Raw genomic sequence first — 16,390 nt, forward strand, 5'->3', positions numbered from 1 at the left:
GTGAATTTCACGATTGAAATTGAGGTTAATTTTTATTATACCACAGGAATTGTAGTCCACACAGTTCTCGATACAATTTCTCATACCTCAAAATCACTTAAACTGACATTAATTATGACTTTGACCTTTAATGAACTTAACTGTTTTAGAATTATTTGTTGTAGCCAATTTAATGAAATAAATCCCTGAAGCTAAATCTGATACATTGACAAAACTTAAATCTTTAGTTATCCATTGATTCAAAACCTCTTGACCCAATTGATTATAAATTGACACTTCTAATTGATTTACAGTAGAAGGTATTTTAATATTAAGTCTTGTTTCTACTGGATTTGGATAAAAACTAAAGTTTTCAATTTGAGATTTATCTATAGATAAGGCATTACTTAGGGCTAGATCTAAATCTGGTATCCCATAGCCTAAAAAATCATCAGGCGCATTAAATTGTGATGCAGATTGCCTAACATAATCCATAATTTCTGTAGGTGAAGCATCTGGAATGGCTTGCCATAATGACGCAATACCTCCACAAAGAATAGGTCCACTAAAAGAAGTCCCATTATTTTGAACAATACTATTAAACTCATTTATAACATAAGCAGCTCCACCTCTAGCCACTACATCTGGTTTTTGATAACCTATTTGTGCTGCTCCTCCTTGTGAACTAAAAGCTACATAGTCGCCATTTTCATCTACAGCTCCAATAGACAACACAGCTGGAGAGTCGCCAGGAGACCCAACGGTTTGCCAATCTGTTGCGCCAGAGTTACCTGCACTTACCACAACTAAGATTCCTTTTTCTACGGCAATAGCAGCTCCTTTAGCAATAAAGGTGACTTGCCCATTCATATCTGCGGGAGTATAATTGTAATTAGGATTGTCAAACATACGATACCCTAGAGATGTATTAATCATATCTACACCTAAACTATCTGCGCGCTCGGCTGCTTCTACCCAATAACTTTCTTCTACAGGATTTTCACTTCCAGAATCTTCTGTTCTAAATAAATAATAAGAAGCATCTGGCGCTGTTCCTACAAACTGATCTTGAATAAAACCAGCCATAGTACTCAATACTTTTGTACCGTGATTACTACCTGTAAATGCATATATTTCTGAGGTTCTATCTACAAAATCATAACCATCTAACAAATCATTGTTATCTCGTAACCGCTGAAATGCACCCATAGTATTTGCATTGGGGAAGCCAGAATCCATAACAGCAATAGTTATACCTTCTCCTGTAAAATCCGCTAAATGAAGATTATCGACATTAATCATTTCTACTTGATTTTGAGTATCTCCATAAGTAAATGCAATTGTTTCTTCTTCAATTTCGGTCTTATTTAGGCTTGTATAACTTCGTGATGCAGAATTCAAATTATGATCTGCAAAATCTATACGTTCTACAAACGTTAGACTACTTAAAGCATTTATAGCTTCTTCTGTTCCTCTAACATGAACCGCATTAAACCATTTCGATTTTGCTAAGGCTGTAATTCCTGTTTGGGCTTTTATATCTGAAATATAAGTTTCATTTACGGGCACATCACGTTCGTCAATAGCCACATTATGATTTTGTTTTCTATCTATTGCTTTTTGAGTGAGTATACTAATTGGGTTTGCTATTGAAGCGGCAACGTTTGGTTTATCTGTGAAATAAACCCATGCATCTTGTTGCGCAAAACTGTTAGCGATAACCACTAAACATAGAAGTGTAAAAATCTTTTTCATAGGACCATTAATTATTGAACTTAAAAACATAGTTATTAGTGAACTATCTTATGGTTAAAAACACAAATTGTTCAATCATAAACACCTAAATACATCAACTGTAATTTAGGAAATAACTCCCGAACCTAGTAATTCATCTTCCAAATACCAAGCAACAAATTGACCTTCGGTAATTGCAGACTGCTTATTTTCAAACTCTACATACATACCAGAATTAACCTTATATAAGGTGGCCTTTTCTAAATTTTGTCTATAGCGAATTCTAGCCATTACAGACATTGTTTCACCGTCCTTTAAAGCTAAATCTTCTCTAACCCAATGCAGTTCTTCATTGGTAACAAACAACACATTTCTGTATAAACCAGGATGTTGTTTACCTTGACCTGTATATATTATATTTTCTTTAACGTCAGTATCAATTACAAATAAAGGCTCTACAGTACCTCCAACGCCCAAACCTTTTCGTTGACCTTTAGTAAAATAATGTGCTCCTTGATGCTTGCCAACTACTGTTCCATCTGTTAAATGATATATTGGTTTTTTAGATAAGAATTCTAATTCATTCTCTTTAGAATCAAATTGCGGTAAAACTTGGCTATACATTTCAAACGTATCTGCCACCTCAACAATATGCCCCTCTTTTGGTTTTAGTTGCTGTTGCAAAAACTCTGGCAATCTTACTTTTCCTATAAAACATAAACCTTGAGAATCTTTCTTTTCGGCTGTTATTAAACCTTGAGCTTTGGCTATTGCTCTTACTTCTGGTTTTTGTAATTCTCCAATAGGAAATAATGCTTTTGCCAATTGCTGTTGTGATAATTGACAAAGAAAATACGATTGGTCTTTATTATCATCTGCTCCAGCTAACAACTGATGGATTTGTTTTCCGTCTTTTTCAATCGTGCCTTTTCTACAATAATGCCCCGTTGCCACGTAATCTGCACCTAATTCTAAAGCGATATCCATAAAGACATCAAACTTTATTTCACGGTTGCAAAGGACATCAGGATTTGGTGTGCGTCCTTTTTCATATTCATTAAACATATAATCTACAATACGTTCTTTGTATTGCACGCTTAAATCGACCGTTTGAAAAGGAATACCTAATTTATCTGCCACAAGCATGGCATCGTTACTATCTTCTAACCAAGGACATTCGTCTGAAATGGTTACGGAATCATCATGCCAATTTTTCATAAACAGACCTATAACCTCATAACCTTGCGCTTTTAAAAGATAGGCTGCTACACTGGAATCTACTCCTCCCGAAAGTCCTACAATGACTCTTTTCATATTAATTACCTGCAAAAGCAAGTATCTCTTTTTAATTAATAACTAGATGCTTTTTTAAACATCCCTCCAGTCCTTTTAAGAGGACAACCTAAAACACTAACATTATAATAATGATACTATTTTAGTTCGAAAAACTTCGGCAAAATTACAAAATAAAAAAGGCAATCCTATTAAGATTGCCATTCTGAAATTCTATACATTATATAGTTATAAACTATTCTTTCTTGTATAACACTTCTTGTGTGGTGTGGTCTATTTTTTTTGTAAGCTTACCATCTTTATAATATTTCCAAATGCCTTTTTTCTGGCTTTTAATATAATTACCTTCTGAAGTTATATTACCATTAGCATCATAATTAATGGTTTTACCTTCTAAATGATCGTCTTTATAATGTGTATGCCTTAACAATACATTCTTTTCTGAAAACCATTTTGACTCTCCATGTAATAAACCATTTTTATAATGAGCACTTTCTGCTACCAATCCATTTTTAAAATAAACAAAGCGCTCACCTTCTAGTAACCCGTTTTCATTATAATTTTCAACAATCATTTTGGCCGAAGAGTTTTTATGGTAAAACGTCCATGTACCAATAAATCGTTTACCATTCATTTTACCTTCACTAATCACTTTTTTAGTTGAAGCTAAAAAAGTAACATCTGCAATACTGTCTTTTTCATTAAAAACTTTTATAGCACTCAAAACACTTTTTCCTGCAGATAACGTATAGTATTTAAATGAGTCAATTTCTTTACCATGCTTAAATACCCCTTCATAACGTTTTTGATCTGTGTTATGATAGTTTTTAGTCCAAATACCGTGTCGTAGCCCGTCTTTATCAAATTGATTCACTGGATTTTGAGCATAGACAGATGTTAAAAATAGTGTTAAAGTGAAAATCGTAAAAACTTTTTGTTTAATCATTTCGTATTTTTGTTAAACAAACTGATATAAGTTTGCAATGTTGAACAATATAAAACTCAAAACAATGAAAATTATTTCAAAAAACTTCAAATTACTTACAGTATTTCTATTAGTTGTAGGTATTACTGCTTGTAGTGATGATGATGACAATGGGACATCACCAACGCCAACAACAGTGGTTGACATCGCCATAGAAAACAATTTAACGTCTTTAGCTGCAGCATTGCAGGCAACAGACTTAGTCACAACCTTACAAGGTGAAGGTCCTTTTACTGTATTTGCCCCTAGTAATGATGCATTTGCACAATTACTATCGGAAACTGGTTTAGATCTAGACAACTTGTCTACAGCTGAAAAAGCCTTAGTTAAAAACATTTTATTAAACCATGTTATTATTGGTAGCACTCTAACATCTACAAACTTAGTTGATGCTGAATCTGGTTATACCAATACTGCAGCAATAGGACCTAATGAGGCAAATTTAAGTTTGTACTTTACCACTTCTAATGGAGTGATGTTGAATGGATCTTCAACAGTTACAAATGCAGATAATGTTGCAAGCAATGGAATTGTACACATTGTTGATGAAGTCATTGGCTTACCTACAATCGCAACCTTTGCGACTACTAATCCTGCTTTATCAAATTTAGTGGCAGCATTAGAATTAGCTGATTCGGGTACACCAACAGTACCATACATTGCTACAGTATCTGATGCTACTGCTGGACCGTTTACAGTATTTGCACCAACTAACGATGCTTTCTCTAATTTATTAGTAGAATTAGATCCTTCAGGAAATACTGCTCTTGCAGATTTAGATCCTGCAACAGTTGACGCTGTATTAACCTATCATATCGTTAGTGGCAACATACAATCTAGCGGTTTACCAAACGGAGCGGTTATGACATTAGGCGGTGAAATTACTGCTGATAATTCTGCATTTACTTTAACGGACTCTAATAACCGCGTCAGTAATATTGTTACTAGTTTAGTAGACATCCAATCTATGAATGGTGTTGTACATGTTATTGACATGGTGCTTTTACCAATGCAATAAATAAAATAATGAGGCATATAACCTCACAACTTTTTAGGTTGATTAATTAGTTAAGAGGCTCAAACTGTAAAAGGTTTGGGTCTTTTTTTATTATCCTATTTAAGAAAAGACAAATACAGCATTAAGTTAGATTAAGACAATCTACAATCCCCTTGTATCTGCATCCTTAGAAACGTTGTTTTCTGCGCGTTAAAATCATTTAATAAAATAGCCTCAACAAAAATGTTGAGGCTATAATTTACTTATTAGTATTTAGACAAAAATGATTATTTCTTTTTGCCTTTTTGTTGTGCTTGTTTTTGTTGCTCTGCTTGCTCCATCATCTCAGCCATTTTCTTCTGAAACTTGTTTTGTTTCTTAGGCTTTGTTTTACTTACTTCAATCTTAGCTAGCACTTTTTCTTCATCAATAATATAATTTTTGATTACTAACATAATACCAATACTAATTAAGTTAGAGATAAAGTAATATAAACTTAATCCAGAAGCATAGTTATTAAAGAATACCAACATTAAAAGTGGAGAGAAGTAAATCATATACTTCATCATTTTTGCCATATCTGGCATCCCTTCTTGAGTTGGCTGTGTTGCCATTTGCTGACCTGTTGTCATTTTCATATAGAAGAAAATAGCAATAGCAGCTAAAATTGGAAATAAACTAACATGACTACCATAAAAAGGAATATGAAATGGTAAGTCTAAAATAGAATCGTAAGAACTTAAATCTTTAGCCCATAAAAACGGTTGCTGTCTTAAATCGAAAGCTGATGGGAAAAATTGAAACAAGGCATAAAACACAGGGATTTGCATTAGACCAGGCAAACAACCACTTAGAGGACTGGCGCCTGCTCGACTTTGAATAGCCATAGTTTCTTGCTGTGCTTTTAATTTGTTGTCTTTGTACTTTTCTCTAACAGCATCTAATTCTGGCTTTAAAATTTTCATTTTAGCCTGAGACAAAAATTGTTTGTATTGTACAAATGACAGTACTATTTTAGTTAAAATAGTCATAACTACAATAGCAATTCCATAAGGAAGGAAACTACCTAAAAATGAAAATAAAGGCATAAAGATATAGCGGTTTATCCACCCAAAAATGCCCCAACCAAATGGTACAATTTCATCTAAATTTCTACCATAGCTGTTTAAAACCTTAAAATCACTTGGTCCAAAATAAAAGTCCATAGGTTGATTTATCTCACCACCTTGGTATGCTAATGGAATTTTAGATGAAAATTGTTTTGTAAAAACAGTATCTATTTCCTCATCTTCAACTAAATCTTCAGCTTCTATTCTTGCCCTTTTAAAAGCTTTATCTGTTAATAAAACAGAAGTAAAGAAATGTTGTTTATAACCAATCCAAGTGACATCTTCTAAATCCTCTTCGGTATCTCTTGCACCTGTATAATCTGGTTTACCGTTTTCGTGCTCGTAATGAATATCTGTATATCTATTCTCGTAACTGATGCTTTTTGCATGACGGTACGCTTTTAAATCCCAATTGAGTTCTAAAGGTTGTGATGTATTAAAAACCCCACTTAACCCTTGAGATTTAACTGAGAAATCAATCATATAGTCATTTGGTTTCAACTCATAACGGTATTCTAAAAATGCAGTTTCAGAAACTTTAAGTTTCATAGACACAACGGTATGGTCTCCGCTTTTAGTTACACTAGGTTGAAATGGTAAATCTTTAGAATTGAATGTACGATTATCCGATGTACCAAAGGTGATATTAAAAGCACTATTACCATCCTTAATTAAATAAATTGGCACCGAATCATAGTCTACAAAATTCTTCAGCTTTACTTCTGCTAAATAACCACCTTTTCTGTTAAATTTTAGTTCAAAAACATCTGTATTAACGGTTGTTATTGCTTCTCCTGGCACTGTTAAAGCATAAGATAATGCTCCTAATTTACTTTGAGCAGCAACAAGCTGTGTTGAATCTAAAACCTGAGAAGTTCCATAATCTTCTGAAGTGGTAACCAAAGTTTCAGTTTGCTTACTGCTGTTCTTCTCAGCTTCCAATTTTTCTTGCTCTGCTTTTTTCTGTGCTTCGAGCTCTTCTGGAGTGGGCTGATTTTGGTACATCATAAATACCAAAATTCCGAATATGAGGATAAAACCTATTATAGATTTAATATCGAATTTTTTTTCTTCCATGTTTATTTTTCAGTTTTAGACCCGTAAGGTTAGAGAAACCCAACAGGTCTTGTATGGTAACAATTGCATAACTCAAATAGTTATCCAAAATCTATTTTACGCCAAAGTGGCACATTTTTTTATTATTTTTTCTTTTTATATTTTAATGTTGCAGCCACAAAAGCGACAAATAATGGATGTGGATTTTTCACTGTACTCTTATACTCTGGATGGTACTGAACACCAACAAACCAATTGTTTTCTGGTATTTCTACAATTTCTACTAAGCCCGTTTCTGGATTAAAACCTGTAGCTTTCATACCAGACTTTTCAAATTGAGCTTTATAATCGCTATTAAACTCAAAACGATGTCTGTGTCTTTCTGTAATCGTTTCGGTTTTATATACCTTATAAGCAATACTATCTTTTTCTAGATTACAATCCCAAGTACCTAAACGCATAGTACCTCCTTTATTAACCACATCTTTTTGTGACGCCATTAAATTAATTACAGGATCTGGAGTTTGCTCATCCATTTCTACAGAATTCGCGTCTTTAAGATTTAGTACGTTTCTAGCATATTCTATAACGGCCATTTGCATACCTAAACAAATACCTAAAAAAGGAATATTTTGTTCACGCACAAAACGTACCGCTTCAATTTTACCTTCAATACCACGTTCGCCAAATCCAGGTGCAACTAAAACACCATCCAAATGACCTAGCTTAAAGTCAATATTACTCTTAGATAAATATTCTGAATGAATAGGCTCTACATTAACCTTAACTTCATTTTCTGCTCCAGCATGAATAAATGATTCTAAAATAGATTTATAAGAATCCTGAAGCTCTACATATTTTCCAATTAAACCAATAGTAACTTCGCTTTTAGGATTTTTATGACGTTTTAAAAATTCATTCCAACGTTTCAAATCTGGCACATCACTTTTGAGTTGTAGCTGATTTAAAACAACTTTATCCAAACCTTCTTCTAACATTAAATTTGGCACATCGTAAATAGTTGAAGCATCTATAGATTCTATAACCGCTTCCTTTTTTACATTACAAAAACGTGCCAACTTTGTTTTAATACTATCGCTAAGTTTGTGCTCTGTTCTACAGACCAAAACATCAGCTTGTACACCACTTTCCATCAATGTTTTTACACTGTGTTGGGTTGGTTTGGTTTTTAATTCTCCTGCTGCAGAAAGATAAGGTACTAGCGTTAAATGAATAACACATGTATTGTGTTCGCCTAAATCCCATTCTAGCTGTCTTACAGCTTCAATGTATGGCAAAGACTCTATATCTCCAACAGTTCCACCGATTTCAGTTATCACGATATCATAATCTCCAGAGTTTCCAAGAATTTGAATTCTTCGTTTAATCTCGTCGGTAATATGTGGAATAACTTGAACCGTTTTACCTAAAAACTCACCACGCCTTTCCTTATCTATTACACTTTGATAGATTCTACCAGTTGTAACGTTGTTAGCCTGCGATGTTGGTACGTTTAAAAAACGTTCATAATGGCCCAGATCTAAGTCAGTTTCTGCTCCATCATCTGTAACGTAACATTCGCCATGTTCATACGGATTTAGAGTTCCTGGATCAATGTTAATGTACGGATCTAATTTTTGAATGGTTGCTCTGTAACCTTGTGCTTGCAAGAGTTTAGCTAGAGATGCTGCTATTATGCCTTTTCCTAGAGAAGAAGACACGCCTCCTGTTACAAATATATATTTAGGGTTTGTGGTCATATTGCGCTGTTAAACGCAGGCAAATTTACGAAATAAAACGAGTTATCTATGAATTGTTTATGGTTTGTTAATATGTTCTTATTTTTATGGACTACCACAAACAAATAACGAACTTACACAATGACTGTCAAGCCATTACAAACACCATTTCATAATACATTACACGCTAAAAACAAGCTCACAATGCTTTTAGATGATAAAAGGATTACGACTTAAAACCAATTAAGGGAATACACTAAGCATTTACGCTATAAAAGAAACGCTAATCGAACAGATGTATAGGAAATTTTAAATGAGAAAAAGACACTTGCAGTTCTAAACACACATTTCTAAAACATAGTCTTAATTTAAGCACATTAATCAAGAGGCGAATTAAAATAAGTGCAAGGGTTACTCGTTTTGAAAAAAATTTAGAACCCAGAGAAACCTATCTTATAAATTTGAAGGTTTGTCTTTCTAAATATTTCTTCTACCTTCGTTTTACATTTTATATAAAACATTTACATAGAATACTGCAACAACTTTAATATATAGAAGTATAAAAATGCTTGCATATCCATATAAAGACATTGACAACAGTTAATTGAATGAAACCAAGTATCGAATTAATTAGGTTAATTGCAGTAATACTAATTGTATTTACTCATACTAAAAATGAATTGGAATATGGTATAGCTTATGTTATAGTAGAACAAATTCCGCCTTATGGCACTGCAATTCTTTCAATAATTTCAGGTTATTTATATTTTGAAGTATCTAGACATAAACAAAATTTATTTTTTAAAAAGATTAAAAGTTTATTAATTCCATATCTAATTGCCAATATGGTTGTTTTAATTTTAGTCTTGTTTGTGTACTATATTTTAGGATATAATCCTCTAAATCGATTAAGTTTTGATTTGTCTCTAATAACAGAAGGGCTCTTCTCTTTAAACTCAGCTCCAATAAATCCGCCTACCTATTTCATAAGAGACATATTTGTTATTTTTTCAATCATTGCTTTAGTCACTCAAAAAGAGTTTAAAACGCTATTTGTTATACTCCCTTTCTTATTACTTGGTACACTAATCTTAAGGTTAGATGTCGCGTTTTTATTTTTAATTGGTGTTTTATACTCAAAATATCACAACAAGATTGATAAAAAAACCTTAATCATTACCTCTGTTATCTTAAGTGTTATTTTAGGTTTTTTCTACGTTGATTTTCTAAAATTTCCTATCGCATTTTTGATATTTATTCTATTAATAGATATTCAAATTAAGTTTTATAATACAGGTAGATTTTCTTATTTACTGCATTTGTACCACTCTCCTATTATTGTAATCTCATATCCTATATTAACCACGTTTATTGAGGATCCAATACTAAAAATAGTTGCTCAAATTGCAATGGCCTTACTTCTTGTATATGTCTTTTTTTTAGTCACAAAAAAGTATGATTTTCTTAAGATATTGAGTGGAGGACGATAAAAAAACAAAGCATAAAAAAGCGAAAACTATTACTACAAATTACTTAGGTCAGCATTAAGACAACCCTCTAATATCACTTCCTAAAATCTCTTCGGATGGTATAAATTAACTCTTCTAAACCGTTAATTTTAATATCACACATTTGTGCCATCATCTTTCCTAGCTTACCTTGAGGAAACCCTTTTTGTTGGTACCAGATGTAATAATATTCTGGAATATCTACGAGATATTGATCTTTGTATTTACCAAAAGGCATTTTATAATGTGCCAATTCAATTAAAACCGTGCCATCTAATTCCATTTTAATTAAATTTTATGTGTAAATAAAAGTAGCGTATTGCTTTTTATAGGATTGATAAATGAAGTACTAGCTTTCAAACAATTACTATTTAAATTGATCTAAAGCTTTAAGCTCTTTCCCAATAAAAACTTCCCATTCTTTTTGTTTTTCAATATTCATAGAATGCATAGTCTCTTGGTCATAACGTTTTTGAGTTTTGCTAACAGCCTCGTTAATGGCATTGTGTAATGCATTCATCTGCGCTTTTATATTTTGATTAACCTCAAGCTCAGCTAATTGTTGTCTAAACTTTCGTGCGTAGAGTTCTGTTATATCAAAATGCAATTGCTCGTGAGCTAAAATATGAGCGTTTCCTTTATCTTTTAAATACCACGATTTATTAGGATAAAAATGAGCTTCTACAGTGGTTGAAACCGCTGCAATTCTTTTACCAGCCGTCTTTAGAGAATAGCCAAAGGTAATCCCTGAGGCCGTTAAAGCAACAGCATCGGATTCTGCATCTGGCTCTGCCTTAAAATCTGCCCAAGTAAGCTTAGATGTTTCATCCCATGTTACGGTTTCTTCATTAGAAAAAATCCCAACACATAATAAAGTAAAAAATATAAGTAAGCTTTTCAAGGGTGATTAATTTTAATATTTAGGATATAATCTATAAGCTTTTTTTGAGGGTATTCTTGCAACTATTTTGCTTCTACAATTCGTAAATCATCAAACTTTACAACGTAAACCGCTTGATTAACATAACCTCCAAAAAGCACTTTATTATATCTAAATTTATTTTCTATATACTCTGTTTCAATAGTATCTTTAGAAGCAATATATAAATTTTCTGCAGAAGCCAATCGCATTAAAAGATCTAATGTTATATCAAACCCACGAGCAGCATACTTACTCGGTGAAACACCATATGCTTTTCTATAAGCTTTAACAAAACCGTTAGACTTTGTTTCATCAAAATCTTTATGTATAGAAGGATAGTGAAACTTTAATTTAGACAAACTAATATTGTCTATATCTTTACCTTCAAATGCTTTATTCTTATCTGTTGTTACTAAAACTATTTCAGTTTTATTTACCACTAAACCATTTAATAAACTTATTACACTAGAAATAAACGAGTTATTATTGGTTTGTAAAAACACATATGTTTTACCAGCAGAAAACACATTTTGTATATCTGCAGGATAAATATAATGCGCATCTTTAGTTTTATTTTTCTTATCCATTCTCGATAATATGAGTTTCGAGTTTGGAAACTCGTTTTGTAGAGCTTGACTTCCTACTTTATGAGCTTGATCAGAAATAATAACAACTTTTGTCTTTAAGCTATCTGCTTTTACAAAATCTACCATTGCCTTGCGCAACAATTTATCGTCTGGAATGGTTTGAAATACATTGCTATAAACTTCCTTAGGTTTATTCATCGCTGCAATTACAGGAACATGATTTGCCTTTAATGCCATGGCCACACGATTAAAACTCGTCTCTTCCATTGGACCAATAACCGCATCGTAATCTGAAAAATCATTTTCGTCTAATAACTTTCTTGTCGCTGCAATATTATAACGTGTATCTAAAACCTTTAAGTCTGTTGAAATCCCTAATTGCTTTGCCGAATCTAATGCCATTAATACACCAACATGAAAATCTAAAACAGCCGATAAACGTCTACTATTTTTAATTTGGTCTTTAACTTCTTCAACAGAATCTACATCAATTCGGTGCAGCTGATAAGGCATCATTAAGGCTATTTTTTTAGTCTTAAAGTTTATTAAACTCGTTTTTAAGTTTGTTTTACCTACAGTTGCCATACGTCCTGTTGTATCTACATCTGCTGGCACCTTTAGCACCATTCCTGCTTTTAAACCTGTTGTTTTTAATTCAGGATTTAATTGCTCTAATTGTTCTTGTGTTAAATTAAGTTTCCCCTTAAGGCTATAAAATGTTTCTTTTGGTAATACTTCGTAAAAACCAAAACTTGCTTCTACTGTTTTTTCTTCTTTATCTTCAATATTTGGCACATTAAGCTCATCTCCTGGCTGAATGGTTTCATTCATAAAAGGATTTAAAGCTTCTAATTCTGCGACAGTAATGCCAAATTTATAGGCAATTCTCCATTTGCCCTCCTTAGGTAATACAGTATATTTTTTTACGGTATTGGTCAAGGTTTGCTTAGAAACAACTGTTCTATACCTTGGAATTCTAATTTTATCTCCTTTTTTAAGGTTTTCAGAATACAAGAATCGATTTGCTTTCTTTATCTCATCTTCAGAAACGTTATATTTTTGTGCTAAACCATATAACGTTTCTTTACGTTTTACCTTATGATTTTTATAGTCAATAAGTTCTCTGCTTTCGCCTACAATTGGTTCATTCTTTATTTTTGAATTCGGAATAATCAATATTGTATTAGGCTGAAATTTACGTTTTGCATCAGGATTAAGTGCGTAAATATCAAAAGGAGTTACTAAATACTTCTTAGAAATACTCTCTATTGTTTCCCCTGTTTTTACCGTATGCTCAATATAATTTTGAGCCGTTAAACCAAAGGTAAACGCAATTAATATGATGGTTAAAATGTTCTTCATGTATTCTATTTTACAACAAACTGTACTTTGACATTGCTAAGCAATTCGTTCTTATTTTTTATTCCCACTCAATCGTAGCTGGTGGTTTTGAGCTGATATCGTATACCACTCTATTAACACCTTTTACTTTATTTATAATTTCATTTGAGGTTTTTTGCAAAAACTCATATGGTAAATTTACCCAATCTGCCGTCATGCCGTCTGTACTTTCTACAGCTCTTAAAGCTACACATTTTTCGTAAGTACGTTCGTCTCCCATGACACCTACACTATTCACTGGCAACAACATAGCTCCTGCTTGCCAAACTTTATCGTATAAATTCCAAGAACGAAGGTTATTAATAAAAATAGCATCTACCTCTTGTAATATACGTACTTTTTCTTCAGTTAGATCTCCAAGAATTCGAATTGCTAATCCTGGACCAGGAAATGGGTGACGACCTAACAGTTGACTGTCCATATTCATTGACGCTCCAACACGTCTTACTTCATCTTTAAATAAAGCGCGTAAGGGCTCTACCACACTTAGCTTCATATAATCTGGTAATCCACCAACATTATGATGACTCTTTATGGTTGCACTTGGGCCTCCTGTTGCTGAAACACTTTCTATAACATCAGGATATATTGTACCTTGCGCTAACCATTTAACATCTTGTATTAAATGGGCTTCGTCATCAAAAACAGCGATAAATTCAGCTCCAATAGCTTTTCTTTTCTGTTCTGGATCACTCAATCCTTTTAAGGCATTCAAAAAGCGTGCCGAAGCATCTACTCCTTTAACGTTTAATCCCATGCCTTCGTATTGATGCAATACATCTTTGAATTCATTTTTACGTAGCAATCCATTATTTACAAAAATACAGTAGAGATTTTTACCAATAGCTTTGTGTAATAACATGGCAGCGACTGAAGAATCTACTCCTCCAGATAAACCTAGTACCACTTTATCGTCGCCTAGTTTTTCTTTTAAATCTTGAACCGTTTCTTCAACAAAAGCATTGGGTGTCCAATCTTGTTCAACCGCAGCTATTTTAACTAAAAAGTTCTGTAATAATTGATGTCCATCTGTAGTATGGTACACTTCAGGATGAAATTGAATCGCATATGTTTGCTCTCCTTCTATTCTGTAAGCAGCATTTGTAACATCACTCGTACTTGCTAAAAGCACACCGTTTGTTGGTAATTGTTTAATGGTGTCACTATGACTCATCCAAACTTGACTCCCTTCATGAATATTTTCAAAGAAATCTTCATCAGACTTTATAAAAGCCAAATTTGCTCTTCCGTATTCTCTAGTATTTGATTCTGCGACTTCGCCTCCTGAAAAATGTGCCAAATATTGCGCGCCATAACAAACGGCTAGCATTGGTTTTTTCCCTCTGATAGTCTCTAAATCAGGATGAAGCACATCTTCGCCTCGCACTGAGTTTGGGCTACCAGATAATATGACGGCTTTAAAGCTCTCTGAATCTGAAGGAATTTTGTTAAATGGGTGAATTTCGCAGTAGATGTTTAACTCTCTGACGCGTCGCGCAATAAGCTGTGTGTATTGCGATCCGAAATCTAAAATTAGGACTTTGTTGTGTTGCATGCGCAAAAATAAGGATTGATTTGCGAATTACGATTTACGATTTACAATTTTTTAGATTAAGTTTTTAACATAAAATCCGCTTTTGTGTTATTAAGTTAATATCACAAATCCATCAAATAATTCATCAATTTACTACATTACATTTAGTGAGCTTAGACCATACTGTCTAGAATCATAGCAATATCCTTTTCGGTAGTATCAGGATTGATAAAACAAAAACGCGAACAAGTTTCATAGGTATCACCATTTTTCCATTTGGTTGGTGTCACTAATGCGAATCCTTTTTCATGGTTTTCATAGGTCCAGTGTGTGTAATCTTCGGGTTTCCAACCTATTCTTCTGTATAAAACACAAGATAAACTTGGTGCTCTCACCAATTCCAAATCTGGATGCGCTTCAATGAGTCGTCCTGCTATTTGTGCCAATTCCAAACCACGTTCTACAGCTTCTTTATAACGGTCCGTACCATGTGTTGCTAAAGAGAACCATAAAGGCAAACCTCTAACTCTACGAGTCAATTGAATTTGGTAATCGGTTGGATTAAATCCATGTGCTCCTTCGTCTTTAAATATTTCGAGATATGAGCCTTGTTGCGAATGGGCATTTTTTGCCAATTCCATATTCTTATAAATTACAGCACCACAATCGTATGGTGAGAACATCCATTTATGTGGATCAATGGTAATACTATCGGCTTTTTCTATACCCTTAAATAAATGACGTACAGAATCGGCCACCAAAGCGCCTCCTCCATAAGCCGCATCGACATGAAACCATAAATTTTCTTCTTCGCAAACTTTGGCAATACTATCTAAATCGTCAATGATTCCTGCATTAGTAGTTCCACCAGTTGCCACAACGGCAAATAAACATTTGCGTTGGTGTTCAGTTAATGTTGCAATCGTTTCTTTAAGCGCTTCGCCTGTTAAATGCTCTTCAGAATCTACCAAAACAATATCCACATCAGCCACTTTTGCCATGGCTTTTATGGATGAATGTGCTCCTATTGAGGTGACAATCAATCCTTTTTCGCGCTTAAACTCTGGGTTCTCTCTCCAATGTTCTCTGGCAGTAACAATCGCAGATAAGTTGGCTGCTGTACCTCCACTTGTAAAAACCCCAAAAGCACCTTCTGGTAAACCGGTTAAAGACACAATCCATTTCATGGCTTCATTTTCACAAAAAATACCTCCTGCACCTTCCATCCAATACGCGCCATGTATACTTGATGCCGACGTAATTAAATCGAACATAATGGCTGCCTTAGTTGGCGAAGCTGGTACAAATGCTAAGTTTCTTGGGTGATCTACAGGCACATTGGCTTTTGCTAAATGTGCTTTCCAAAGGTTAAACGCATATTCACCTCCAACACCATCAGGTGTTACAGTTTCGCCAACTAATGCTTTTAATTCTTCTGATTTTTTAGGTTTTCCTATTTGATGTTCGGTTGCAGAAACGCGGCCGATGACATATTTCATGACATCTAAGGTCATTTCTACCAACTCTATATCAATCTTGTGCATGG

The 16,390-nt window shown here is 33.6% G+C and carries 12 protein-coding genes; 2 read left to right on the forward strand and 10 right to left on the reverse strand.

The genetic code is table 11. The features are described from left to right. Window positions 1-108 precede the first annotated feature (108 nt). The 3 genes from ABD730_RS12500 to ABD730_RS12510 form a co-directional block, all read right to left on the reverse strand. Entirely contained in the window at window positions 109-1,734 is a 1,626-nt protein-coding gene (locus ABD730_RS12500) for a S8 family serine peptidase (RefSeq protein ID WP_344715089.1), read from the reverse strand. Window positions 1,735-1,839: 105 nt separating this feature from the next. Continuing rightward, a complete protein-coding gene (gene mnmA, locus ABD730_RS12505) occupies window positions 1,840-3,027 on the reverse strand; it encodes a tRNA 2-thiouridine(34) synthase MnmA (protein ID WP_344715091.1) in 1,188 nt (395 codons plus the stop codon). A 214-nt stretch (window positions 3,028-3,241) separates the two neighbouring features. Next, entirely contained in the window at window positions 3,242-3,952 is a 711-nt protein-coding gene (locus ABD730_RS12510; protein ID WP_334470049.1) for a toxin-antitoxin system YwqK family antitoxin, read from the reverse strand. Window positions 3,953-4,016: 64 nt separating this feature from the next. Between ABD730_RS12510 and ABD730_RS12515 the strand changes: the two genes are divergently transcribed. Further along, window positions 4,017-5,009: a fasciclin domain-containing protein gene (locus tag ABD730_RS12515; protein ID WP_344715094.1), complete on the forward strand. Its 993-nt coding sequence runs from the start codon at window positions 4,017-4,019 to the stop codon at window positions 5,007-5,009. A 266-nt stretch (window positions 5,010-5,275) separates the two neighbouring features. Here ABD730_RS12515 and yidC read toward each other — a convergent pair whose 3' ends face one another. Further along, complete coding sequence (gene yidC / locus ABD730_RS12520; RefSeq protein ID WP_344715096.1) at window positions 5,276-7,174, reverse strand: membrane protein insertase YidC; 1,899 nt, start codon at window positions 7,172-7,174, stop codon at window positions 5,276-5,278. A gap of 122 nt (window positions 7,175-7,296) precedes the next feature. Continuing rightward, complete coding sequence (pyrG, locus tag ABD730_RS12525; protein ID WP_334470044.1) at window positions 7,297-8,913, reverse strand: CTP synthase; 1,617 nt, start codon at window positions 8,911-8,913, stop codon at window positions 7,297-7,299. 587 nt (window positions 8,914-9,500) lie between these two features. On the opposite strand from pyrG, the gene ABD730_RS12530 reads away from it, so the two are divergent. After that, window positions 9,501-10,382 (forward strand): acyltransferase family protein, encoded by an 882-nt coding sequence (locus tag ABD730_RS12530; RefSeq protein ID WP_334470042.1) that lies wholly within the window; start codon window positions 9,501-9,503, stop codon window positions 10,380-10,382. A gap of 73 nt (window positions 10,383-10,455) precedes the next feature. On the opposite strand, the gene ABD730_RS12535 is transcribed toward ABD730_RS12530, so the two are convergent. The 5 genes from ABD730_RS12535 to ABD730_RS12555 form a co-directional block, all read right to left on the reverse strand. After that, the gene (locus ABD730_RS12535; protein WP_215924199.1) at window positions 10,456-10,683 is read right to left on the reverse strand and encodes a DUF3820 family protein; all 228 of its coding nucleotides are present in this window, start codon (window positions 10,681-10,683) and stop codon (window positions 10,456-10,458) included. A gap of 84 nt (window positions 10,684-10,767) precedes the next feature. Beyond that, window positions 10,768-11,301 (reverse strand): DUF922 domain-containing protein, encoded by a 534-nt coding sequence (locus tag ABD730_RS12540; protein WP_334470038.1) that lies wholly within the window; start codon window positions 11,299-11,301, stop codon window positions 10,768-10,770. A gap of 62 nt (window positions 11,302-11,363) precedes the next feature. After that, the gene (locus ABD730_RS12545) at window positions 11,364-13,271 is read right to left on the reverse strand and encodes a LysM peptidoglycan-binding domain-containing protein (RefSeq protein WP_334470036.1); all 1,908 of its coding nucleotides are present in this window, start codon (window positions 13,269-13,271) and stop codon (window positions 11,364-11,366) included. Between the two features lie 58 nt (window positions 13,272-13,329). Next, window positions 13,330-14,865 carry a glutamine-hydrolyzing GMP synthase gene (gene guaA / locus ABD730_RS12550; RefSeq protein ID WP_334470034.1) on the reverse strand — a complete coding sequence of 512 codons (1,536 nt, stop codon included), beginning with the start codon at window positions 14,863-14,865 and terminating at the stop codon, window positions 13,330-13,332. Window positions 14,866-15,017: 152 nt separating this feature from the next. Beyond that, window positions 15,018-16,388: a pyridoxal phosphate-dependent decarboxylase family protein gene (locus tag ABD730_RS12555; RefSeq protein ID WP_344715100.1), complete on the reverse strand. Its 1,371-nt coding sequence runs from the start codon at window positions 16,386-16,388 to the stop codon at window positions 15,018-15,020. Between the last annotated feature and the right edge of the window lie 2 nt (window positions 16,389-16,390).

The organism is Winogradskyella damuponensis, from assembly GCF_039538385.1.
GTDB classification, from domain to species: domain Bacteria; phylum Bacteroidota; class Bacteroidia; order Flavobacteriales; family Flavobacteriaceae; genus Winogradskyella; species Winogradskyella damuponensis.